The sequence below is a fragment of the Alteromonas sp. BMJM2 genome (assembly GCF_027257845.1).
GTDB lineage: Bacteria > Pseudomonadota > Gammaproteobacteria > Enterobacterales > Alteromonadaceae > Alteromonas.
On the sequence record NZ_JAPVOT010000001.1, the window covers coordinates 556759 to 580155 of the forward strand.

The window sequence follows — 23397 nt, forward strand, 5'->3', positions numbered from 1 at the left end:
TTTGTTTGTTTCGCTTTCTTTTACTTTACTCTCAAAAAAATGCGCTCATTCATTCGTCGGTTGCAAAGGAGAGTAAACCTATAAACAGGCAACTGGCGTGTTTACTTTTTGATGGATTAAGAGCAACCTAACTATCTAATGTGTTGTCATACTGCTGACTTATATTGCAGAACAATAAGGGTGGGCTATTAACTGCATGCATGCTTAGGCCGATAATCAAGATGTTTTAGATGATTGAAGTTAATAGCTCATCGTACTAGCTCATCGTATTAGTAGGTCGTAGCAGGCTAGCAAAAAGTGCCGATTACGTAGCGCCAACCAATTAATGCTCTACTGGATTTGAAACTAATGACAAATAATAAAACAACAAAAATAGTCATACTCGGCGCGGGCAGCGTGGGGTGCTACATTGGCGGGTGTCTAATTGCCGCTGGGGCCAATGTAAGTCTGGTGGGAAGAGCCCGCTTACAACACGATATTGCGCAGCACGGGTTGCGATTAACCGATTGGGAACATCGAAATAGCACGGTAAGCGCAAGTGATATTCATTTCACTACAGATAACGATGTACTTGCTGCAGCCGACTTCATATTGCTGTGCGTTAAAAGCTTAGACACAGAGAGTGCAGCGGCATTGATAAAGCAATATGCCTCCCCAAATGCGGTAGTGGTGAGTTTTCAAAACGGCGTTGGCAATGGCGAGTTGCTTCAAGCATCACTGCACCAAACGGTACTGAAAGGGATGGTGCCTTTTAATATTTTTTATCAAGGGCGAGGGCATTTTCACTGTGGCACTCAAGGCAGCTTGGCAATAGAAAATAAAGATGATGTTTGCCAGGCACTTCTCACGCAGCTACACAATGCAACACTGCCCGTTGATGCTTATGACGATTTGACCAGCGTCCAGTATGGTAAGTTAATTATTAACCTTAATAACGCGGTTAACGCACTCTCTGGTATTCCACTTCAGCAACAGCTAGGCAATAGAGACTATCGAAAAGTAGTCGCAGAGATACAAAAAGAAGCCTTGGTCGTTCTCAAGGCAAAAGGAATTACGCCAGCGCGATTGGGTAAGGTTATACCATCTTTGATGCCCTATATTTTGTCACTGCCAAACGGCCTCTTTAAGTTGGTTGCTGCCTCTACGCTAAAAATAGACCCTCAAGCACGCTCTTCCATGTATGAAGACCTACAGCTCAACAGGCCAACTGAAATCGATTTTCTAAACGGGGAAATTGTGCGTTTAGGAAAACAGGTGAATATACAAACACCTGTTAATAGCCACATTACAGCCTTGATAAAGCAGGCTGAGCAAAGCGCATCAGGCTCACCCCATCTATCAGCAGAAGAATTAATGCCGACATGAGGCCGCATTAGGAATGATAAACAGCGCAACAATTGTAAAGCGATTGAACGCGCTGTTTTCCCTTAAATATTAGGCCGCAAGGGCGCGAATGAGCTGTGAGAAGGTTGGCTTGTCTTGCACATCAAGAGGAGCCTTCAGTTTACGAGCAATATCGCTAACGCTGATTACCCCCCGAACTTCGTGAGTTCCTCTGTCGAGCACTAGGCAGTGATGTTGGCCGTAATCTTTTAGCGTTTCAATAACGTCACCCACCGACGATTTTGCTAGTTCAGTATAATCAAATGACATTAGCGACGTTTTGTCTTGCATAAAATCACGCACCACTAAGCTATCTCTCGGTATTTGTAATTCAGCAACTTGCCTTACAATATGCTGTTCATGAACGTCTTGAGACGTAATAATGCCTGAAAACGCGTTACTCGCATTAACCACTAACATCATTCGAACGTGTGATTGACGCATTATATTTTCAACTCTTGTGGCCAGAGCATTTTCATCAATTACCAGCGGCATATACTGCTTGAAGTCGGTAAATACGGACATTGCAGATGAGGTTAAAGTTACTTTGCTTTCAATTACAGGCCATGCAAGACGGTCTGCTGCATCAGTTTTATGAAGTTGTAAGGTATGCATTACCTTCCCCTTAATGTAGTAAACAAATTTTAAAATGAGATGAACGGTTTTGTTTAACTGCGTTGGGGTGGGGCTCTAATGAGATGTGCCGGACAGCTTGCAACATCGTTGTAAACACAAGCAAAAGCACTAGCGTTATTTTGTTGAATGCTGACGATATACGTGTAATTTAATACAGAGGTGTCGTCGATGTCATCATAGTCGCCTGCTTGTTCTGCGGACGAATAAGGTGAAACGGATTCGCTATAATTTACTTGTGAAACATCATTGCCTAACGCGTCATCGGTACCATTTTCGGGTACAAATAATGAAAGCGTAAGAAGCAGTAATAATAAATTCAAAAGTAAAACTCCAGCTCAAAAGGGTAGGGTGCCTTTCCTTAGTGTTAATATAGGTATGTTTTGTTTTCAAAGTAGGCCGTTTTGTCGTAATTTTTGAGCGATGTATCGTATATTGGGCGCTAAGCGGGCCGCGCACTAGCAAATAAGCGAGAGAGCGAGTAAGAAAGCGCATAGGAAAGAGAGTAGAAGAAACTTTTTCTTGAGTTGAGAAGCTAAAGCGACGCTGAAAAAATGCCAGTCGCTATTTTCGACTGGCATTATTAACGTGCTTTTGGGTAGAAAGAGCGCAGTGGGTTATTTTTTTGTGCTACTTTTCCAGAACTATGCGCAGCATTCTGCGTAGTGGCTCTGCGGCACCCCACAAGAGCTGATCGCCTACGGTGAAAGCGGAAATATATTCTGGCCCCATTGTAAGTTTACGAATTCGACCAACAGGTATGGTTAATGTACCGGTTACCTTGGCAGGGGTAAGCTCCTGCATAGTGGCGTCTCTATCATTAGGCACAACTTTTACCCATTCATTGTGTGATGCCAAAATGGTTTCTATTTCCTCTACAGGAAGGTCTTTTTTAAGCTTAATGGTAATGGCCTGACTGTGGCAACGCATTGCACCGACTCGAACGCAGATACCGTCGATAGGTATTTCTTTTTGCGCAGTGTTACTGATGCCCAATATTTTATTTGCCTCAGCTTGCGCCTTCCATTCTTCACGGCTTTGCCCAGATGGTAACTGAGAGTCGATGTAAGGGATAAGGCTGCCCGCTAGCGGTACGCCAAATTGTTCACTAGGGTAATCGTCGCTGCGAATAAACTCTGCCACTTGTTGGTCGATATCAAGAATGGCGGTTGCTGGGTCTTCAACGCTGGCTTTTACGTTGTCAGAAATAGCGCCCATTTGCGAGATAAGCTCTCGCATGTGTTTAGCGCCAGAACCCGATGCAGCTTGATAGGTCATTGGCGATGCCCATTCAACTAAATCTTTTTCAAACAGACCGCCAAGTGCTAACAACATCAATGAGACGGTGCAGTTGCCGCCCACAAAGGTGCGAATTCCAGCATCGATGCCAGAAGCAATTTCATTGTTATTAACGGGGTCGAGCACGATAATAGCATCGTCTTTCATTCGAAGTGCAGACGCCGCATCTATCCAATACCCATTCCACCCTGTTGCGCGTAAGTCTTCGTAAACGGCCTTTGTATAATCACCGCCCTGGCACGTAATAATAATATCTTGTTGACAAAGCGCGTCGATATCGAAGGCATCTTCTAATACACTATTTCCGTTATTAGCACCTTCGCCAGCGTTACCCTTACCAAAAACTGGGGCAGGTGTGCCCTTTTGTGAGGTGGTAAAAAAGGTGGGCTCAATATGCGCAAAATCGTTTTCTTCCTGCATGCGCTGCATTAATACTGAGCCAACCATACCGCGCCAGCCCACTAAACCTACTTTTTGTTGTGCCATTGAATTGAGAACCCTTGTTGCTAAAATGATAAGTACGGGCTTTCATTAATCGAGAAATTACGCATGAAAACCTCTGTTGCAGTATGCAAAGCACACACTGCTATGTGCCTGTCGTTTTTATTTTTATGTTCGCAGTTTAAGGGTTATTGCGGGCGCTTACTAGCGGGTTTTTATACATAATCCTTTCGATTTATTACTTTATTTTTTACTCATTTGTGACTTTGATTTATTGAGCTTTACGTGAGAGGCAGTACCCCTTGTATGTATTAGATACATTTTTTATGCTCAAAACTTATCGGATCAAAAAATTAAAATAAAACAACGAGAGCTTTAAATATGAGTGTTGCAAATATAATGTCTAAACGCGTGGTAAGCGTTTATATGGATGACAGCTTACAGTCTTTGCGCGAACTGTTTACTGCAACGGGCTTTCATCACTTGGTGGTGGTGCATGACAACAAACTACAGGGTATTATTTCGGACAGAGACTTACTAAAAGCCGTTAGCCCCTTTGTTGATACTATCAGTGAGCGAATGGCCGATAGAGCAACATTGGACAAAAGGGCGCATCAGATAATGACCCGAGAGGTTATTACGCTGTCTCCAGAATCATCAATTTTCACCGCTATTGAGCTATTCAATAGCAACAAAATATCCTGTATTCCCATTGTTGATGAAAAGTCTCAGCCTGTCGGTATGGTGTCTTGGCGCGATGTGATGCGCTTTATGCAGCAGCGTGTTGAATCGAAGCGGTAACGCTGCGATAGGTTGGCGAGAGTGCGTTTTTAAACAACCAGAAAACAAAAAAGCGGCCAGTCCACTAGCTGGGGGCACTTCAGGAACTTTGGCCGCTTTATTACTGTATATCGCTTTCGCTCTTAGCCGTTACTTAACTCTTAAGATTTACGGTAGCTTACCTTAAATAACAGGCTATAGAGAACCGGTACAGCGATAAGCGTTAGCACGGTAGCGAAAGACAGTCCACCCATAATGGTAACCGCCATATCCGCAAAGAATGGGTCGAACAACAGCGGCGCCATACCTAAAATAGTGGTTACAGCAGCTAATGCGACGGGTCTAACACGGCTTAAGGTGGCTTCTACAATGGCTTTTCTGATGGCTAGCCCTTCTTCAATTTGAAGATCAATCTCTTCAATCAATACAATGGCATTTTTAATCAGCATACCAAACAAGCTTAAAAAGCCAAGTAGCGACATAAAGCCAAAGGGCATGTCGGTTGCTAGCAAACCAGAAACCACACCTACGACGGCCATTGGCACTACTAGCCATATAATAAGCGGCTGTCTAGCATGACCAAATAGAAGCACTGATATGATAAACATCACTAAAAAGCCTGCTGGTAGCCCAGCGCCCAACGCTTTTTGAGCATCTCCAGAGCTTTCAAATTCACCACCCCATTCAAGATGGTAGCCTGGCGGCAATTCAATAGACTCAACCACAGGACGTATTCTCTCGAATGCCTTTGCAGCGGTTTCATCAGGACCTGGTTCACCTTCAACAGTGATCGTACGAAGGCGATTTCGTCGATGAATTCGCATTTCTTCGGTAATGAGTTCGAGACCTTTTGACACCTGTGTGAATGGCACATATTGGCGTTGCTGTGACGACCACACCTGTGACTCGCGAATAGACTGAAGTTCAGTGTCTTCTGCCTTACCCATTTTGGCCATAATACTGTACGCATAGTCGCCGTCTTGCACCGTTCCAAGCTGTACGCCGCTACTTGCATATTGCACCGTTTGGCTAAAGTCAGAATGAGAAACGCCTGCAATACCTGCGTTGTAATTGTCGTATTGAGTATTAATGGCAAAGCCTTTCTCTCGCCAGTTGTGGCGCACATCAATAATTTGCTCATCGTCAAAGAACAGCGCCTTTGCTTGCTCTGCCAACTCTCTTAACACTTCTGCATCAGGACCTGAAAAGCGAGCCTCTAATTTTGCGCCCGACCCAGGGCCAAACTGCATGCGCTCCATATAAAAGTTTGCATCAAAGTCTAAGTCGTTAAGTTTATCTGCAAGATTCTCTTGAATAGAGGGAATAGCATCGAGTGTTTTTGCCCGTACCATGAAAAATGCATAGTTTTCGTTAGCGCTTTTTGGGGCATAGGTCAAAGTAAAGCGATCCGCACCTTGGCCTATAAAGGTGGTAACCGCGGTGACATTTTCCATACCAAGAATGCGCTTTTCAGCTTGCTGAGCTATTTCTTCAGTAGCGCGAATGTCGCGGTCTTGTGGCCCCCAATAATGAACAAAAAACAAAGGCGCATTCGACGGTGGGAAAAAGCCTTGTTTCACCATACCAAAGCTGCCGTAAGCCACAACGGTAATAACGACGAGGGCTGCTATGGTTATCCAGCGAAATTCAAGGGCTTTTAATAGTGCGTTTTTAAAAGCACTAAGCATGGCAGTTGGCTTGTCGTTTTCACCTTGGGACATGCCTTTCCTATAAAAATAAGCACCTAGTACGGGAACTAGCGTTACGGCTAGCACCCAACTGATCATAAGCGACACGAGTACTACGGCAAACAGTGAGTAGAGGAATTCACCGGTGGCGTCATTTGATAAACCAATGCCTGAGAATGCGGCGATACCTATCACTGTTGCCCCTAATAATGGCCATTGAGTTCGTTTCACAATAAAGCTTGCTGCACTTTTTGCCGTTGTGCCCGTGGCCATTCTCAGCATCATGCCTTCTGCTACCACAATGGCGTTATCAACTAACATGCCCATGGCAATAACCATTGCGCCCAACGATATACGCTGAAGCTGAATACCCATTAGCCACATAATAAGGATTGTACCTAACACGGTAACAAGCAATACGGTTCCTACCACAACGCCTGAGCGCCAGCCCATGAACAGGCACAAGGTAAGAGTTACAACGGCGACCGACATGACAAGATTGGTGATAAAGCCGTCTACCGATTCGTCAACCACCGAGGCTTGGTCGTAAATAGGCGTAAGGGTAATTCCCACCGGTAGTTGCTTTAATAGTTCGTCGACTTTGGCATTAACTCGCTCGCCCACATCTACAATGTTGACGTCTGCTAATGCTGACACGCTTAGCGTTAATGCCTCGGCGCCATTGTAACGCACTAATACCGATTGAATATCTGCAGGCTCAAGCTTAAGCGTTGCAATATCTGCAACACGTAACGAGCGATTAGTACCTGGAATCACCACAGATAAGTTAGATATTTCTTCTAGTTTATCGGGAGCACGCTCAACAATAATGCGTACATTTTTTTCATCTACTTTCACCCGGCCGCCGTTAAATGGGCGTAGATTATCTTGAAACAGTGAGGCTAAATCTGGGAAGGAAATACCTAAACCGGCAAGCTGATAGGGGTCTATGTAGGCAACAATCTGTTCGTTTTGTACACCAGTAACATTCACCTTGGCCACGCCGTCTGTGGTAAGAAGGTCGCGGCGAATAATACGTGCAAACTCGCGAAGCTCACGGGTGTCGAAGTCAGGTGCACTTAGGGCGTAATACAAACCGTACACATCACCAAAGTCATCAAATACAACGGGGTCTTGAGTGCCAGTAGGAAGGGAGCTTGACGTATCCCGGATGCGCTTTCTTAGCTCATCCCATATTTGCGGCAGCACATCACTGTTGTAAGTACTTTTAACTTCAACGGTAATTTCAGATAGGCCTGGCGATGACACCGAGTTTACTTTCTTCAGCTGAGGCATTTGCTGAATAGCAATTTCTAATCGCTCTGTAACTTCTCTTTCTACTTTTTGTGCACTTGCACCAGGGTAAGCGGTATACACTTTTACCTGTTTAATTGTAAATGCAGGGTCTTCTAGGCGTCCTATTTTGCTCATTGCCAAAATGCCGCCTAAAAGCAGTATCACCACCATTAGCCAGACATTAACCGGCTTATCAATTGAAAAGCGTGCTATATCCATGAATTACTTCTCTCCTTTATAGGGAAGTACTTTCATATCAGCAGTCATTTTCGTTGCACCAGCAGACACAACTCGCTGACCCAGGCTAATATCGCCTTCGATGATGGCAAGCTCGTTCTCAATATGCTTTACGTTCACCGTTTGCTTGTTAACGCGGCTGGTGGTTTTATCAAAAATCCACACTGCAAACCCATTGTTCTCATCACCCACCAAGGACTTAACCGGGACTACAAGGCCCTCTGGGTACATTGAGCCCTGCAGGCTTACCTTAACAATGGCGCGAGCGCCTGGTGTTAGCGGTAATTCATCGCGAGGTTCCATGGCAAAAACAACTTCATAGGTTTGTGATACCGGATCGGGTTGAGTAGAGTGTTCTACATAGCTAACCGGATACCATTGGCTTCTATTGGTGGCAAGTGTGGCGCTAGCTTGCTTGATACCACGGCCTAAATTTGCGGTAAGCAAACGCTCAGGAACATTAATATTAAAGTATATTTTTGACACGTCTTGAAGGCGAGCAATAGGCGTACCTGCTGCAACAAAGCTATTATTCTCTACCAAACGCTGAGACAGTTTGGCATCAAAGGGCGCGTACAACTGTGTGTAGCTTAAGTCTTGCTCTGCGTTTCTAAGGTCTAGCATTGCTAGCTCATACGATGTTTTTGCCGAATCTAATGTGCTTTGAGCCACTAGTTTTTGTGCAAACATCTTTTCTATGCGGTTAAGCTCACGCTCAGATTGCTCTAAGCGAGTTTTGGATTCTTCCATGCGACGTTCAAAGGGCTTTCTGTCTATGGTTGCAAGTAGTTTGCCTTTTTCAATATCGTTGCCGGTGACTAGGTCGGTTTGAATTAGGCGCCCTGAAACCTCAAAACTCAAATCTACGGTCTTTACGGCAGATACCACTGCCGGAAACGTAAACTCATCAAAATTTGGAATATTACTCACATCGGCAAGCTTCACGTAGCGTGGTGAGTCAGGTTCTGATGTTTCACTTTTTTCAGACGTGCACGCAGCAAGTGTGAAAAAGGTGAGGGCTGTGATAATAGCGGTACGAGAGATTCGCATCATGGACATAGTGTTTTGTAATCCATATTAAGTAAGTAAATGGGAGCAGAAGAAACAGGGAATACCGACAAGAGTTTCTTCATAAAGTAAACTAATGAGTGCATTTTAGTTTGGTCACATTGAAAAGTAAACTGTTCAGTGTAAAATGGGTGTCAATATTCATTAAGACTTTATTAAATGACCGACACTACACGTAAGCGAAGCGATAAAAAGCGCGAAGCGATTATTCAAGCCGCGACTCAAGCATTTCAAGAGTTTGGGGTTAACGGCACCAGTATGGATAAACTGGCCGAGCTAGCGCAGGTGTCGAAGCGAACGGTATACAACCATTTTTCGAAAAAAGAAGAATTGGTGATGCATTTAATCAAAGAGCAATGGAAGAGCGCTTTGGTGAATATTGGCGTTGAGTATCAGTGTGATTTACCGCTCAACGGGCAGTTAGAAGAGCTTGTTTTTCAAGAAGTCACGTTTATGTGTAGCGAGGGTCACTTAGAGTTAGCCCGCGTTGCCATAGGGCATTTTTTTTACGAACCAGAAAAGCTGAAAGACGAAGTTGCGCAACTTAAAGCGCAAGAGTCGTCGTTACATCGCTGGCTTAAAGCGGGTAAAGCAGATGGTCGAATGTCGTTTGACGACTTAGAGCAAGTGGTTAATGAGATAGACAGCTTAATTAAAGGGCAGTGTTTTTGGCCGCAGCTGTTTAAGATAGAAGACACATTGAGTGAAGACGACAAGCGGCGAATTACCAAAAATATTGTCGCCTTAGTGTTATGCAGATACTCAACGTAGGTTTGCGATGTGGCGCCTATGCGTAATTTTTTGTTCTGTACACGCTGATGCCAATGCATCTTTATCAATAAGCCACTGTCAAATCTCGGCTTAAAATGCACAACTCGCAATAAACGCTGACCACAACTGTGTCAATTGAGTGCGTATGTCATTACTATCGCCAACCGCAGTGGCCAGTTAATTCAATAGATCTTTATTGCCCATTTTTTGCGAAGTTTACGAGAGTATCGCCATCCATTCTGTAGCCTAACCATTCACTTTTCGCTTTCGCACCCAGTGATTCATAGAAATCGATAGCCGGTTTGTTCCAATCAAGTACGCTCCATTCAAAGCGACCACAATTTGATGTTACTGCAATATTCGCAAGGTGCTGAAGTAGGGCTTTACCAGCACCTAACCCACGAGATTGTGGGGAGACATAAAGGTCTTCTAAATAAAGCCCATTTTTGCCTTGCCACGTAGAGTAGTTAAAGAAGTACACAGCGAAACCAATTGGCGCACCATTATTTTCACAAATAACGCAATGCGCTGTGGCTTGTTCGCCAAATAGAGTGTGATGTAAGTCAGCTTCTGATGCTTCAACTTCGTGCTCAGCTTTTTCATAGATCGCAAGCTCTAGTATAAACTGGCGAATTTGATGGATATCTTGTGGCGTGGCTTGGCGAATGCTTAGCGCATTACTCATGGCAATTCCTTATTTACTCTATAAAAAACGTCAACCTTAAAAATAAGGCTGACATTTGCTCAGGGCGTTTTATCTATGTTAAACGTTTTTGCAGCGCTCTGTGCGCTATTTAAACAAGGCCCAAAGGCTAATCACTATGACCACTGCTATCAACAGCAGGTTCACTGGAGCCTATATCCACACTTGAATTAAGGCCTCTGCTTCTAAACACTTTTCTCTTTATCCATGAAAAGGGCAGCCTCAAATCAAGTAAGATTAAGTAGAGGCATGGCACTAAAATTAGCGTAACTAGGGTGGCATAGAGAACTGCAAACCCAAGCGCGGCTGCCATTGGCACTACGAAGGCCGCCTGTAGGCTAGTCTCAAACATTATGGGTAAAACGCCAACAAAGGTGGTTATTGAGGTTAATGTAATAGCCCTGAAGCGGGCTGTACCTGCTTCAACCACAGCTTGCTTAACGCTGTAACCCTGGCTGCGTCGCTGATTAACAAAGTCGGTCATTACGAGGGAGTCGTTAATAACAACACCGGCGGCGGCAATTAAACCAAAGGTAGACATCATAGAAAGGTCTAACCCTAGAATGAAATGCCCCCAGATAGCCCCTGTCAAACTAAACGGAATAACCGACATGATAATGAGCGGCTGTCCGTAGCTTTTTAATGGCACAGCAAGAAGTATATACACCATCACCATGGCGGCTATGAAAAATAAGACCTGTTCATTTTGTTGAGCCTGTTGTTCTTCAATGTCACCGCCAAGCTCGGTCATCACCGAAGGAAACTCCTCTTTAAGCTGAGGTAATAAGGTTTCTTTAATCTCTTCGACCACTTCATTTGGCTCAACGGTTTCCTCGTCAATATTGCCCCATACGTAAACGCTTCTATAGCCACCTTCACGTCGTATGTAGCTAATGCCTGGTTTTTCCTCTAAAACCACAACATCACCAAGCATCACTTCCTCGCCAGTGGGGGTAGTAATGAGGGAATACTTTAAATCGGCAAATCGTTCGCGAGTAAGCTCAGGGTAGCGAACCATAACGCGCACCTCTTCACCGTTGCGTATTACTCGCTGTGCTTCGCCACCATAAAACCCTGCGCCAACTTGAGATGCAATGTTTGACAGGGTAAGACCTAAATCATAAGCCACGGGCAACAATGACATCTGCACTTCTTTACTAGGCGGGTCGATAGTAGAGCTGACATCAAAAAGCCCGTTCTGCTGCTGAAGCATTTCAATAAACTTCAAGCCGGCTGCGTTCAACGTATCAATATCGGGCCCAAAAAGAAGATAACCGAATTCGCCGTCATCACCACCACCGCCGTTAACATCGTCGATAACCGTGAATGACTTCATGCCGCTAATTTCAGGTATGGCCTCTCGCCAGCGTCTAGCCAACTCAAAGGTATCGATTGGACGCTCATCTTCATTTACTAATGGAGTGAGAATTCGTCCTTCGTTGCGGGAATTATTAAACGCCAATCTGTCGCGAACCATGCCAGTACCAAACTCTTCAATCAACTCTTCTTCTACGCTGAGTATGGTATTTTCAACGATTTTGAGTGCATTAATTGTGGCTAGGTCAGAGACGTTTTCATTCATTTCTATTCTGACACTGGGGAAGTCATGAGGCACTTTGGGGTTTGGTACCATGCGCACATAGTTGGCGTTTATCAGTCCCCAGCTAATCATGAGTAGGGCAACAAACATCATAAACACCACCCATCGCGCGTTAATCGCTGCTTCAACAGTGCGTTTGTATGGGCCGTTAATAAAGCCCTGAAAGCGCTTGTTGAATTTGGCGCGCCAGCTATTTGGTTTAATTGGTGAGAAATTAGTATGCGCCAAGTGAGCAGGCAATATCAGCTTCGATTCCACAAGACTAAATGCTAAACACAGAATCACCACAACGGCGATGTTATAGAAAAATGCCCCTTCAGGTCCGCTACTTAGTGTGAAAGGCGCAAAAACAGCGATAGTGGTAAGTACGCCGAAGGTAGCCGGTGTTGCTACACGCTTGGCCCCACGAATAACGTTATCCACGCCGCCGCCTTGGCTTTCAATTTCGGTATAGGCGCTTTCCCCTATGACGATAGCATCATCCACTACTATGCCAAGCACCATAATGAATGCGAACAAAGAGAGAATGTTAATACTGATCCCAAACAAAGGCATCATCATTACTGCCCCTAAGAAGCAAACGGGGAGGCCAATCATTACCCACAGCGCCAATCTAAAGCGTAAGAACAAAGTGAGCATAAAGGCAACGAGTATTGAGCCTTGAATTAGGTTTGACAGCATCATATCGAGTCGGGCGTTGAGGTAATAGGTCAAATCTACCAATACCTCGATGCGAACATCTTCGGTAAATGATTGATTTTTTTGTTCAATATAAGCTTTCACTGTTTCGGCAACGGGAATGGTATCTTGTGTTTTTGTGGCTTTAACCGCCATTGAGATTGCATTCATACCGTTGTATTTAAAGTATCTTTCGCCCTCAACAAAGCCGTCGTTAATATAGGCGACATCACCAAGGGTCACTCGAGCGCCGCCAGCGCCTATTTTCACTGGAATCTCAGCAAATTCTTCACCGCTGTAAAACTGATTTTCAACACGTACCGATACAAGGCCTGCATTAGTGCGAATCTGTCCCGCTGACATGTTTGCCGAATAGCTATTGATTGCACGGGTGATATCAGAAATGGATAGATTGTATTTTCTCAGCGTATCGGGCTTTATTTCTATGGCAATTTCGTCGTCAGGTGCCGACATCTGCACAAGAGACACATTGCCTAGCTGCAATAGTTCATCTTCTATTTCTTTAGCAATTTTCTTCAGTTCAGCAAGGGGAAGGTTACCGACTAAAGGCATTTCAATGACGTCTTGTTGAAACTCTACCTGCGAAACATTTACCGGCTCCATACCGGCTGGAAAGGTAGCGATGCCGTCTACTCGCAGTTTCACTTTATCGAGAACATCGGTGAGTTCCGCCTTCGTTTCAATCTCAAGACTTACGGTGCCGCTACCTCTAAACGCCCGAGAAACCGTGCGTTTAATTTCTGTGATGTCTTTTATGGCTTCCTCAACCTTTATAAAGATACTCTCTTCTATTTCTTGAGGGGAGGCGCCAGGGTAATTTGCATTAATGGTAATGTAGTTAATTTCAATGTTGGGAAACATTTGACGTTGAATGGTTAGAAAACTAGCAATGCCCATAATAATGATAAAAACCATTAATAAGTTTGCGGCAACTGAGTTGCGCGCAAACCAGGCTATCAGGCCCTGCTGAGTGTTGTTGTGAGTTTCCATGGCGGTTCCTAAATTTAGTTCGCTTTCGCTGTCACTGAGTCGGAAAGGTTTTCAATGACTTTCACAGCCATGCCGTTTTGCGGATACTCGGGCAGATTCATCACTACTCTTTTGGGGTTGAAGTCGCCCTTGATCAAAAAGTCCCCACGATCTTCGCGAACCACGTTGACCTTATTTGAATGCAGGTTATTGTCTTCATCCAGTGTCCATAACTTTCTATTGGTAACTAGTTCCTGAGGAATACGAAACACGTCCTTTAGCATTTTGCCTTCAAACACTACCGATGCATAGGAGCCAAATTTTATGGCTGGCCCATTTGAATTAATGGCATAAGGGTCGTTAATACGAGCAACGAGATAAGACATTCGAGTGTTATTATCTACAACACCCGTATCTCGATGAATGACGCCTTTCAGCGATATACCTTGTGCGTTGTTGTCAGATATGACGACTTCTCTGCCAAGAGAATTGTCATCTAAAAATTTGCTATCAAACCCGGCAACAGGAAACGTTACTTCGGCAAACTCGATATTGTTCAGTACAGTCACGGGCGAGCCTTGAGTCACATAATCACCGGTACTGATATTTCGAGAGACAATCAGGGCATCGTAGGGGGCTTTCACTTCGCAATTTTCTAGATCTCGTTTAGCTAGCTTGAGTTGAGCTTCCGCTGACTTTAAACCAGCTTCTGCACTCATAACTTGTGGCTTACGAAGGTATAAGTCCGAAACCTTGGCATTGGGCATGTTTTTCGCTTCTTTTGCGGCAACGTCAGCCTGCGCTTTTTCTTGTATCAGCTGAGCTTTGGCACTGGCCACGTTGGCCTCGGCAAGAAGAAGGGCAGCCTCGTAGGCGTCGGGCTCTATGGTGAATAATGTCTCTCCCCGGCGCACTAAACCGCCGCTGACAAGTTTCGGGTTCCATGTTTGAACCTCTCCAGAAACTTGAGCTGAAAGATTGGTCGTTTCTAGAGGGACGACCTCTCCGTAAGAGGTAAGTTGTATTCTTACGTCCTCAGGAACCAAAGAGTCGATGGTGACGGTAGGTCGTGTATCTATTTTTTCGTCACTTGTATTGTCGGCAGCTGACGCTTCAATACCTTTCATACCAGCGTACCCAAGAAAAAGAATACCTATGGGTAATAAAAACTTCATCAATTTCATTGTTTAGTCTATTTAGTTGCTTGCCTCAAGAACTTACAGTTTAGCGTTTATAAAGATACATTTTCTATTATATTTGTAACTAAACATGACCTTATAACAAGACCATAAATATCAAGAGGTAATGACATGTAAAAAAGATGGCTGGGGGAGAGTAGTGTCGGTCATTGGTATTTGACCCGCATTACAAAATGTAAGCTGATATGTTAACTGGCAGTGAATACCGTGACTCTATTGCGTCCAGATTCTTTCGCTCGGTAAAGTGAAATATCCGCTCGGCGTATACCATCGGCTAGGGATACTGCTGAGGTTACTTCGCAAACTCCGAAGCTGCTAGTGATATGAATTTCGCTATCTTCTATTGCTATCGGAGAAAAGCTCAATATTTCTCTTAGCTCCTCTAACACTTGTGTTGCTTCAGCTGCTGTTGTTTCAGGAAAGATAAACATGAACTCTTCCCCTCCCCAACGGGCGAGAATATCTTGCTTTCGCAGCCTTTCGCTAAAGATGAGTGAAACCTTGCGCAGTACGTCGTCACCTGCCTCGTGACCATAGGTATCATTAATACTTTTAAATCTGTCAATGTCCGCAATAGCGATTGAAAACCTCTTGTCGCCTCGCTGTACTCGCGCATACTCACGTTCCAATGCAGTTTGTGCACCTCGTCGATTGACTAGTTTAGTCAAGTGATCATGATTGGCTTGCTGTTCAAATTGCTCGGACAGATCTAAGGCGATGTCATAACTTTTCTGCCTGCTGTACTCGTAAAAAGCCGAAAGGAAAGTCACGGTTAAAAAAGAGTAGAGTAAGCGAGATTTAAACGCGTAGGTGTAGGGTGCAATCAGTAATGACTCGTCGAAAACAAAAAATAATAACGTGCAGGCAATGGTGAATAAAAGCAGGGCAAGAAGTCCCCGTGTAAAACCGGCGAAAAACATCGTAACGGGGGGAACCAAGTAAATCCAGAGCGGGCCTGTATTGTCTTTACCGCCAGTTATGAGCAAAAGAAACATTAATACCATTAAACAGGTTATCAAGAGGGTAATTGACACCGTACGTGAGCGGCGTGTCCCAAATTGAATTTGAATGCGTTGGGAAAGCGCGAAAACAGCACTCGCTGTCAGCAAAATAGCGGCAAGCGGAAATTCTAGACCAATTAGCGCTCTTATTCCTAAAAAGAAGGTGATGATTACACCAACAGCCGAAAATAGGTTTACCACCATGATCCTGCGGTTAGTCTCATCTTTATAGTGATGCTTTACGCCACTTGTGATGTATATTTTTAAAAGACTAATCATTGGCCTTATTGATCACTAGTATGTTCTGCAATATTACTTGATAGCGCCGCAAGCGCTTTACGCATGGCAATGACACTTGCAGAAAACCCATCTTCTTCTAATTGTGTTTCAATAAAAAATGAATAGCGACCGTTTACTGTTTGCTCAGAAGTCAAAACGAACTCGCCTTTAAATACAATGTTGCCATTAAAGGTACTGACGAAATCAGAAATGTGAAGGCTTAACTCAACAATATTGTCTGCTTGATAACCTGTAGTTGTCAGCATAACAATACCCTCATTGGCAAGCTGATCTCGAAGGGTCTTGCGTAGCCCTTCTTCAAAGGGTTCTGCCCAAAGGTGGGTTGTTGAAATATGAAGATTTGTATCACTTACCTGATACACTAGCCCACGATGCTTAAGATAATCGGGTAGCGTAATACTCGTTATCAGTAGTGGAGTGCTCTTTTCTACCACGCCTATTGATGACTGTGACAGCGCTTCCGATTGTTTAGATGATACAGCTGAATGAAGTAAGTAGTACGAGAGAGACCCTTGAGTACTCGTACAGCCAGACAACCCAGATAGCACTAATACAGCAACGCAAGCAAAAATACGGCTATGAGCTTTTGAAACGAGCCCTGTTATTATTATCATTTCTTTTTGTCCCTTCACGCACTTTCCCTAACTATCAAAAATACGTCAATGTCGCGGTTTGCCATCTTTACTGAGTATTCAACGCGGTGCCCTGCTTACTTACTCAAATAACACACTTTTGGATTAACCAAGCCTGTAATTTCATCGCACTGTAAACTAAGTAGTCTATTATTTCTTTTGTGCTTTAGGCTGAATATCGTCATTGCCATCTTTTGAAAAAATAAGGCTATTTGGCGATTGATTCAACTTTAATAGCAATGGCTGAATGTTTCTCAACGTATCCTGTAATGTGTCAACCGTCTCTTTTATTTCCGACTGATTGAAACCGCCATCGCTGTAGTTCTTCAGTAAACTGTCTAAACTTACCAGTACTTGATTTAAATTACCATTTAGGGCCTTGGCGTCTATATCTTCAATCAGAAGGTCGAAGTCAGTGCTTGCCGTCTCTACCGACTCAGCTGCCAGCTTCATGTCTTCAACTGCTAACTGCACATTGGCCACCATTTCTTTTAGCGGGAGCTGATTTATCTTATCGAGAATGGCATCTGCTTTTTGCGTAAGCTGGGTAAATTCATTGCTTACCGTAGGAATAACTTCGTAACCATTCACTATCGAAACTTTGCCACTACCCGCTGCATCAGGCACATGCTGTAAGTCTACATATAATCCACCGGTAAGTACGTTACCCATTCTCAAGGTGGCCCGTAAGTCTCGCTCTAGCCAGTTACGCAAAGTCTGCTTAATGGCACTCAGCCCCTCTTCGGTATCGGGCTGTCGAGCTTTGCCTGGATAAATGTTGATGAGCACTGGAATAGGGTAGTCTTGTTCTAATATGTTGCCCTCTATCGCGGACAGCGAGTTAATCCCCGTTACATTGCCAATTTCAATACCGCGATATTCAACTGGAGCTCCAACAGTGAGGCCTCTGACACTTTCATCAATTAACAGCAGGTATTCAGCGGCAACTTTGTAGCGCGCGTCTGAAGCGGCCGTGTTGTCTTCGTAAATGGTGAAAAATGCATTTTCTACAACAAGCTCACCTTTTGGCACACCATCGGGGATACCAAAGGTTATACCGTTAGCAAGGAGGGTTTCCAGACTGCCAGTTTCAACACTCACGCCACTAGATTCAAGCTGAAGCTTTACGCCACTCACATCCCAAAAGCGTGTATTTACTGTGATAAGTTTATGATAAGGCGCTTCGATAAACGCATCGTAATACACCACGCGCTCTTCAATGTTAAAGGTTGCATCTTCAAACTCGCCAACTTTAAACCCCTTATAAATAATAGGGTCGCCAGGTTTATAGGCAAATTCGTCGTCGCTTCGCAGCATAACATGAAGACCAGGCGTACCGGGTGGGGTAACCGGCGGCCGAGAAAGGGCGTTAAAGTGAAGCTGTTCTTTTCCATTGTCATCGGCAGACATGGCAATGTAGCTCCCAGAGATAAGTGTATTTAAACCTGAGACCTCCGAAAAGCTAATGCGCGGTGCAACCACCCAAAATTTTGCATTTTCATTAAGCAGGTGGGAAGCGCTGGCGTCTATTCTAGCGGTAACTAACACGCCGTCGAGGTCGGGCTTAAGCGATATTTTTTTTACTTGGCCAATGTCCAAATCCCGCACTTTAATAGGGGTCTTATTAACCTCTATACCCGTTGCAGAGTGTAGCTCAATAGTGATAAGCGGCCCTTGATTTGTCCACTGGTAATACACCATCCATCCACCGATGAGTGCTACTAAAATAGGAATTAACCATATTCTAGATATTGATGAAGTTGGTTTTACCGTCGCCTCGTTAATGTTCGCATCGTTTATGGTCATGGTAATTGCTTCCACTGCTGCCATATTAGCCGTGAGTCAAATGTCATTGCAGCTATCATTGTAATAAAAACTACCGCACAAAATGCGAGAGCCGCTTGGCCAGGATAAATGGATAGGGTGTTCCCCATTTGTATAAGAGAAACCAAGACCGCCACCACAAAAACGTCAATCATTGACCACCGCCCAATGGCCTCGGTAAGTCGATAGTACCGTGTGCGCAACCGTTGCGAGTTGGTTCGCTGTCGCTGAACTGAATAATTAAGCCATGCTAATATTAAAATCTTCGCCACCGGTACAACGACGCTGGCGAATAAAATGATAATAGCCACGGGGTAAGACCCCGATTCCCATAAGGAAATTACGCCACCAATAATGGTGTTAGGGGTTTCTTGCCCAAAGAGCTCAGTATACATAATTGGCAGTAAATTGGCAGGGATATACAAAATACATGATGTGATAAGCAATGCCCACGTGCGCTGAATGCTGGCGTCTGCTTGGGCTGCGGATAATGGCTTTGGCGAAGGCGGTTTTCCCTGTTTGAGCCACATTTCATAACGAGTCGGGTCAAACTGCATGATAGCCAGCGTGGTAAACGCACTAAATCCAACAAAAGCGTAAAAGGATAACCCTATCGTCACATCGGCTAGCTCGTTTATTTTAATTAGACTCACAAGAGTACCGATTAAAAAGATTTCTGCCATGCTCCAAGGAAGCAGTGCTTTTACGAAAGAAAATAAGCGGAATAGGTAAAATGGCCGCTGCTGTTTAAGCTGTGCAAGAGAAAGCCAGGCCAAGCCAATAAGCACCAATCCAGGCAATAAAACAGTGGCTAGCCCGGTGATAATCGCCAACGAAAGGTAGTCGTTTTCAATCAGCACCGTGATACCGCTTGGCAAATCGATGCTGTGTTTTTGTCCGCTGGCTTTAAAGGTAAGAAAATTAAATGGCAGCGAAAGTAACAAAAAGATTAACGCACTAAGGGCATAAGCGTGCAGTTTTTCAGTGGCATTTTTTTTGAAGAAAATCAGCGTATGGGCACATCGAGGGCATGTCGCTCTTTGACGATGGGCAAGCGTGGGAATACTCACACTAGTGTGGCATTGGTCGCACACTATTGTTAACTGCTCTGGATTTTCCATACTAGTCGCTAACGACATCCGTTGTGTATAATATCAATAATATAAAGCATTGATATTTAGTGTCTACAAAATTGCTTAGTGTAGACATAAATAGACTATCTTCACTGGGTATGTACACACGTCAACTACTTGCCCACTAAAAAAAGCGCAGCGCTAAGGCGATTATTACACCCGTGATGATAAGTTGGACTAAGCAGAAACCCATAATGTCTTTGGCTTTTAAACCCGCTATCGCGAGTACTGGCAATGCCCAAAATGGCTGGATTAAATTGGTCCAGGCATCCCCCCAAGCAACTGCCATCGCAACGCGAGAGATATCAGCCCCTAATTCTGCTGCTGCAGGAAGCACCACTGGCGCTTGCACGGCCCACTGACCTCCACCAGAGGGGACAAAAATATTCACTATCCCAGCGCTAATAAAGGTAAGCACCGGAAGTGACTGGGCAGAAGCAAAGCTAATTAACCACTGAGACATACTTTCAGCCAATCCAGACTGTACCATGACGGCCATAATGCCGGCGTAAAAAGGAAACTGAATAATAATTCCACTGCCGCCTTTCACTGCCTGCTGTAGACTTTGCAGCAAACGTTTGGGTGTGCCGTGTAGAGCAATAGCCAAAAACAAGAAAATAGTATTCACAATGTTGAGGTTTAAACCACCGTCTTTTATAAAGTAGTTAACAAGGTACGCTATCCCAAAAACGCCAATGAGAATGCCCAGAATTTTACTGTTTTCTAACTTATCAGCGGGCCTTTCATTGCTTTTTACTTGCTCTAGGGCACGTTCTTTTTCTATGCCATGTTCTTGTTCTATGCTATCGGTGAGTTTGTCTGGACTGACAATAACGCTGTCTTGATGTGATGGCAGCATAAGCCGATTTACCAGCGGAACAACAATAAAAAGAATGCAAAGCAGTGCAATATTAAACCCACTGAAAAGGGTATCGCTTGTGCTAATTACACCGATTTGGTCTTCACTAAAGTGACCTGGTGTGGCAATGGTAAGGGGTACTGAACCCGCAAGACCGCCATGCCAAACCAAAAATCCTGAATAGGCACTGGCCACAAGCAATCGATAATCCACGGGAGTTTTTCGTGCTAAGGTTTTTGCAAACAGTGCCCCTACAACTAATCCGAAACCCCAGTTTAACCAGCTTGCCGAGAGTGAAACCAAGGTTACCAATAGGATTGCTTTTCCCGGCGTATTGCCAAGGTGAGCCAGCTTTTCTAACAGCATTCGCATGAACGCAGTAGAAGCCAGCATAAATCCAGTGACAAGTACCAGCAACATCTGCATAGAAAATGTGAGTAGCCCCCACAGGCCATTCCCCCATTGTTCAACAACGGTAACAACAGGTTGTTGCTCAATGAGCACAGCGGCTAAAAATACAAAGAGAGTAAGAATAAGAACAAAAACAAACGGGTCGGGTAGATAACGTTCAACCAGTTTTACTAAGGGTTTGGCAGCTCTATTTAACATTGTTTTTTAAATTATTTTTGTTAAGAGATTGCTAAAGCATAACGTATCTTTTGTGTTTTCCCTACATGGCGGTATGGTATTGAGCATTTGAAATTGAATTGGCGTAAACAAAAAAGCCCGCAACAGCGGGCTTCAAAGATAAACAGTAAGCGACTCTTTTTTAGAAGCTTGCATTGCCTGGTGTACGAGGGAAGGGGATCACATCACGTACATTTTGCATTCCAGTTACGTAAGCAACTAAACGTTCGAACCCTAAACCGAAGCCTGAATGAGGAACGGTGCCATAGCGGCGAAGGTCGCGATACCACGCGTAGTCTTCTTTTGACAGCTCCATTTCTTCAAGGCGAGCGTCAAACACGTCAAGACGCTCTTCACGTTGAGAACCACCTATGATTTCACCTATTCCTGGCGCCAATACATCCATTGCAGCAACGGTCTTGCCGTCATCATTTATGCGCATGTAGAAGGCTTTAATATCTTTTGGATAGTTTTGCATGATAATAGGCGCGCCAACATGCTCTTCTGCTAGGTAGCGTTCGTGCTCTGATGAAAGGTCAATGCCCCACTCAACTGGGAATTCAAAGGTTTTGCCACAGTTTTGTAAGATTTCGATCGCATCTGTATAGTCCATGCGCACAAATTCAGAGCTCACAAGGCTTTCAAGACGCTCTATTGCATCTTTCTTTATGCGCTGGGCAAAGAACGCCATATCGTCCGGAAGTTCTTCTAGCACGGCCTTACACACATATTTGAGCATGTCTTCTGCAAGTTGAGCCACATCGCTTAGGTCAGCAAAGGCCACTTCAGGTTCAATCATCCAAAATTCAGCAAGGTGACGTGAGGTATTTGAGTTTTCAGCACGAAAGGTTGGGCCGAAGGTATATACCTTAGACATTGCCGTACAATAAGTTTCAACGTTAAGCTGACCACTTACTGTTAGGTAGGTTTCTTTGCCGAAAAAGTCCTCAGAATAATCAACATTTCCCTTGTCGTCATGAGGAAGGTTCATCATGTCTAATGTTGAAACACGGAACATTTCGCCCGCGCCTTCGGTATCGCTTGCCGTTAAAATTGGCGTTGAAATCCAGTAATAGCCCTTCTCGTGGAAGAAGCGGTGGATAGCTTGTGATAAACAGTTGCGTACGCGAGTTACCGCACCAATAACGTTAGTACGAGGGCGCAAGTGTGCGTATTCGCGAAGGTATTCAATGCTGTGTCGCTTAGCGGCCATCGGATACGTATCTGGGTTTTCTACTAATCCAATAACGTCAACTTCTGTCGCATCAATTTCAAGAGATTGGCCTTGACCTTGTGACTCTTTTACTGTGCCGGTAACCGACAGAGAACAGCCCGCCGTTAGGCGCTGGATGTCGGCGTAATTTGACAGAGAGTTTAGCGCAATTACTTGAACCGGATCGAAGCAGCTACCATCATGTAGCGCAATAAATGATAAACCGGCTTTTGAATCTCGGCGTGTTCTCACCCAACCTTTAACGGTTACCGATTCGCCAACGGCGTACTTACCTTTAAGTACGTCAACAACGGGCGCGTGCGTCATGTTAGTTTCTCCGTCTTACTGTTTCTTGGCTGCTATGTACTAGTGTTAGTTACATAAACGCAGTGTGCAAAATGCACGAAAAAATGGTTCTTGGTCAATGTTTTGGATTTTTTTGCCGATAAAATAATACAAAGTAAAACGTGGCTTTCTATATGCTCACCTGCATTTTCGATGGCTAAGGCGCTTTAAATGAGAAGTATGCCACAATCCAATAGCACGTTAGTATACTCAACCATAAGCTGGATGCCAGAGAACAGAGTGACAAATGGGAAATAAAAATGTTTCTTTATCAACGAAAGGCGATGATCAGTACAAAATGAATACAAAGGCGCTGCACCATAGCGACGACAGAAGAAAAACGCCTCATGCTGACACGCTGTTTTATAAAATTATGCTGGGGCTTAACCTTTTAGCCTGGGCAGGGTTAGTGGTAGTGCTCATTTTGTTTCATTATGCCCGCCCCGAGTTCATCTCAGGTGTACAGCAATACTGGGGAGTCAAAGGACAAACCGGATGGACAATGTCGTATGTTGACGCCATGGTTGCGCTGCTTCGCGTGTGCTTAGTGTTAAGCCTTGTTAGTACTGTAATGCGGGCGAGAAGGAGCCGCCGAAAAAACGATAGTTTTGGCGTTAACCTCATCGTTTTAACCATAATAGTGGCCACGAGTTTGATTACTCTGGCCACAACAGTGAATTAGCCCACGTTGCTGTGG

General features: G+C 44.4%; 18 protein-coding genes. 4 read left to right on the forward strand and 14 right to left on the reverse strand.

From position 1 onward, the window contains the following. Positions 1–348: 348 nt before the first annotated feature. Complete coding sequence (locus O9X84_RS02425) at positions 349–1365, forward strand: 2-dehydropantoate 2-reductase (RefSeq protein ID WP_269517935.1); 1017 nt, start codon at positions 349–351, stop codon at positions 1363–1365. 69 nt (positions 1366–1434) lie between these two features. Here the strand turns inward: O9X84_RS02425 and O9X84_RS02430 are convergent, their stop codons facing one another. From O9X84_RS02430 to asd, 3 genes are all read right to left on the reverse strand, one after another. Beyond that, on the reverse strand, positions 1435–1998 hold the full coding sequence (locus tag O9X84_RS02430) for a CBS domain-containing protein (RefSeq protein WP_269517936.1): 564 nt from the start codon (positions 1996–1998) through the stop codon (positions 1435–1437). Between the two features lie 53 nt (positions 1999–2051). After that, entirely contained in the window at positions 2052–2339 is a 288-nt protein-coding gene (locus O9X84_RS02435) for a hypothetical protein (protein ID WP_269517937.1), read from the reverse strand. Between the two features lie 307 nt (positions 2340–2646). Then, positions 2647–3801: an aspartate-semialdehyde dehydrogenase gene (asd, locus tag O9X84_RS02440; protein ID WP_269517938.1), complete on the reverse strand. Its 1155-nt coding sequence runs from the start codon at positions 3799–3801 to the stop codon at positions 2647–2649. A gap of 336 nt (positions 3802–4137) precedes the next feature. Here asd and O9X84_RS02445 point away from each other — a divergent pair, with 336 nt between their 5' ends. Continuing rightward, positions 4138–4557, forward strand: a complete 420-nt coding sequence (locus O9X84_RS02445) for a CBS domain-containing protein (protein WP_269517940.1) — start codon at positions 4138–4140, stop codon at positions 4555–4557. Between the two features lie 140 nt (positions 4558–4697). On the opposite strand, the gene O9X84_RS02450 is transcribed toward O9X84_RS02445, so the two are convergent. Both O9X84_RS02450 and O9X84_RS02455 read right to left on the reverse strand, forming a co-directional pair. Next, positions 4698–7739, reverse strand: a complete 3042-nt coding sequence (locus O9X84_RS02450) for an efflux RND transporter permease subunit (RefSeq protein WP_269517941.1) — start codon at positions 7737–7739, stop codon at positions 4698–4700. Positions 7740–7742: 3 nt separating this feature from the next. Continuing rightward, entirely contained in the window at positions 7743–8816 is a 1074-nt protein-coding gene (locus tag O9X84_RS02455; protein WP_269517942.1) for an efflux RND transporter periplasmic adaptor subunit, read from the reverse strand. A 168-nt stretch (positions 8817–8984) separates the two neighbouring features. Between O9X84_RS02455 and O9X84_RS02460 the strand changes: the two genes are divergently transcribed. Next, entirely contained in the window at positions 8985–9596 is a 612-nt protein-coding gene (locus tag O9X84_RS02460; protein WP_269517943.1) for a TetR/AcrR family transcriptional regulator, read from the forward strand. Between the two features lie 193 nt (positions 9597–9789). Here O9X84_RS02460 and O9X84_RS02465 read toward each other — a convergent pair whose 3' ends face one another. The 9 genes from O9X84_RS02465 to asnS form a co-directional block, all read right to left on the reverse strand. Then, positions 9790–10281: a GNAT family N-acetyltransferase gene (locus tag O9X84_RS02465; RefSeq protein WP_269517944.1), complete on the reverse strand. Its 492-nt coding sequence runs from the start codon at positions 10279–10281 to the stop codon at positions 9790–9792. 127 nt (positions 10282–10408) lie between these two features. Then, complete coding sequence (locus O9X84_RS02470; protein WP_269517945.1) at positions 10409–13588, reverse strand: efflux RND transporter permease subunit; 3180 nt, start codon at positions 13586–13588, stop codon at positions 10409–10411. Between the two features lie 14 nt (positions 13589–13602). Next, the gene (locus O9X84_RS02475; protein ID WP_269517947.1) at positions 13603–14751 is read right to left on the reverse strand and encodes an efflux RND transporter periplasmic adaptor subunit; all 1149 of its coding nucleotides are present in this window, start codon (positions 14749–14751) and stop codon (positions 13603–13605) included. Positions 14752–14954: 203 nt separating this feature from the next. Continuing rightward, positions 14955–16046: a GGDEF domain-containing protein gene (locus O9X84_RS02480; RefSeq protein ID WP_269517948.1), complete on the reverse strand. Its 1092-nt coding sequence runs from the start codon at positions 16044–16046 to the stop codon at positions 14955–14957. 5 nt (positions 16047–16051) lie between these two features. Then, entirely contained in the window at positions 16052–16681 is a 630-nt protein-coding gene (locus O9X84_RS02485; protein WP_269517949.1) for a PqiC family protein, read from the reverse strand. Positions 16682–16849: 168 nt separating this feature from the next. Further along, positions 16850–18505: an intermembrane transport protein PqiB gene (gene pqiB, locus O9X84_RS02490; RefSeq protein WP_269517950.1), complete on the reverse strand. Its 1656-nt coding sequence runs from the start codon at positions 18503–18505 to the stop codon at positions 16850–16852. Next, positions 18502–19644: a paraquat-inducible protein A gene (locus O9X84_RS02495; RefSeq protein ID WP_269517951.1), complete on the reverse strand. Its 1143-nt coding sequence runs from the start codon at positions 19642–19644 to the stop codon at positions 18502–18504. Before O9X84_RS02495 ends, pqiB begins: the two co-directional genes overlap by 4 nt. A 136-nt stretch (positions 19645–19780) precedes the next feature. Continuing rightward, a complete protein-coding gene (locus O9X84_RS02500) occupies positions 19781–21124 on the reverse strand; it encodes a short-chain fatty acid transporter (protein WP_269517952.1) in 1344 nt (447 codons plus the stop codon). Between the two features lie 160 nt (positions 21125–21284). After that, on the reverse strand, positions 21285–22682 hold the full coding sequence (asnS, locus tag O9X84_RS02505) for an asparagine--tRNA ligase (RefSeq protein WP_269517953.1): 1398 nt from the start codon (positions 22680–22682) through the stop codon (positions 21285–21287). A 265-nt stretch (positions 22683–22947) separates the two neighbouring features. Here asnS and O9X84_RS02510 point away from each other — a divergent pair, with 265 nt between their 5' ends. Next, positions 22948–23382, forward strand: a complete 435-nt coding sequence (locus O9X84_RS02510; RefSeq protein ID WP_269517954.1) for a hypothetical protein — start codon at positions 22948–22950, stop codon at positions 23380–23382. The last annotated feature ends 15 nt before the right edge of the window (positions 23383–23397 follow it).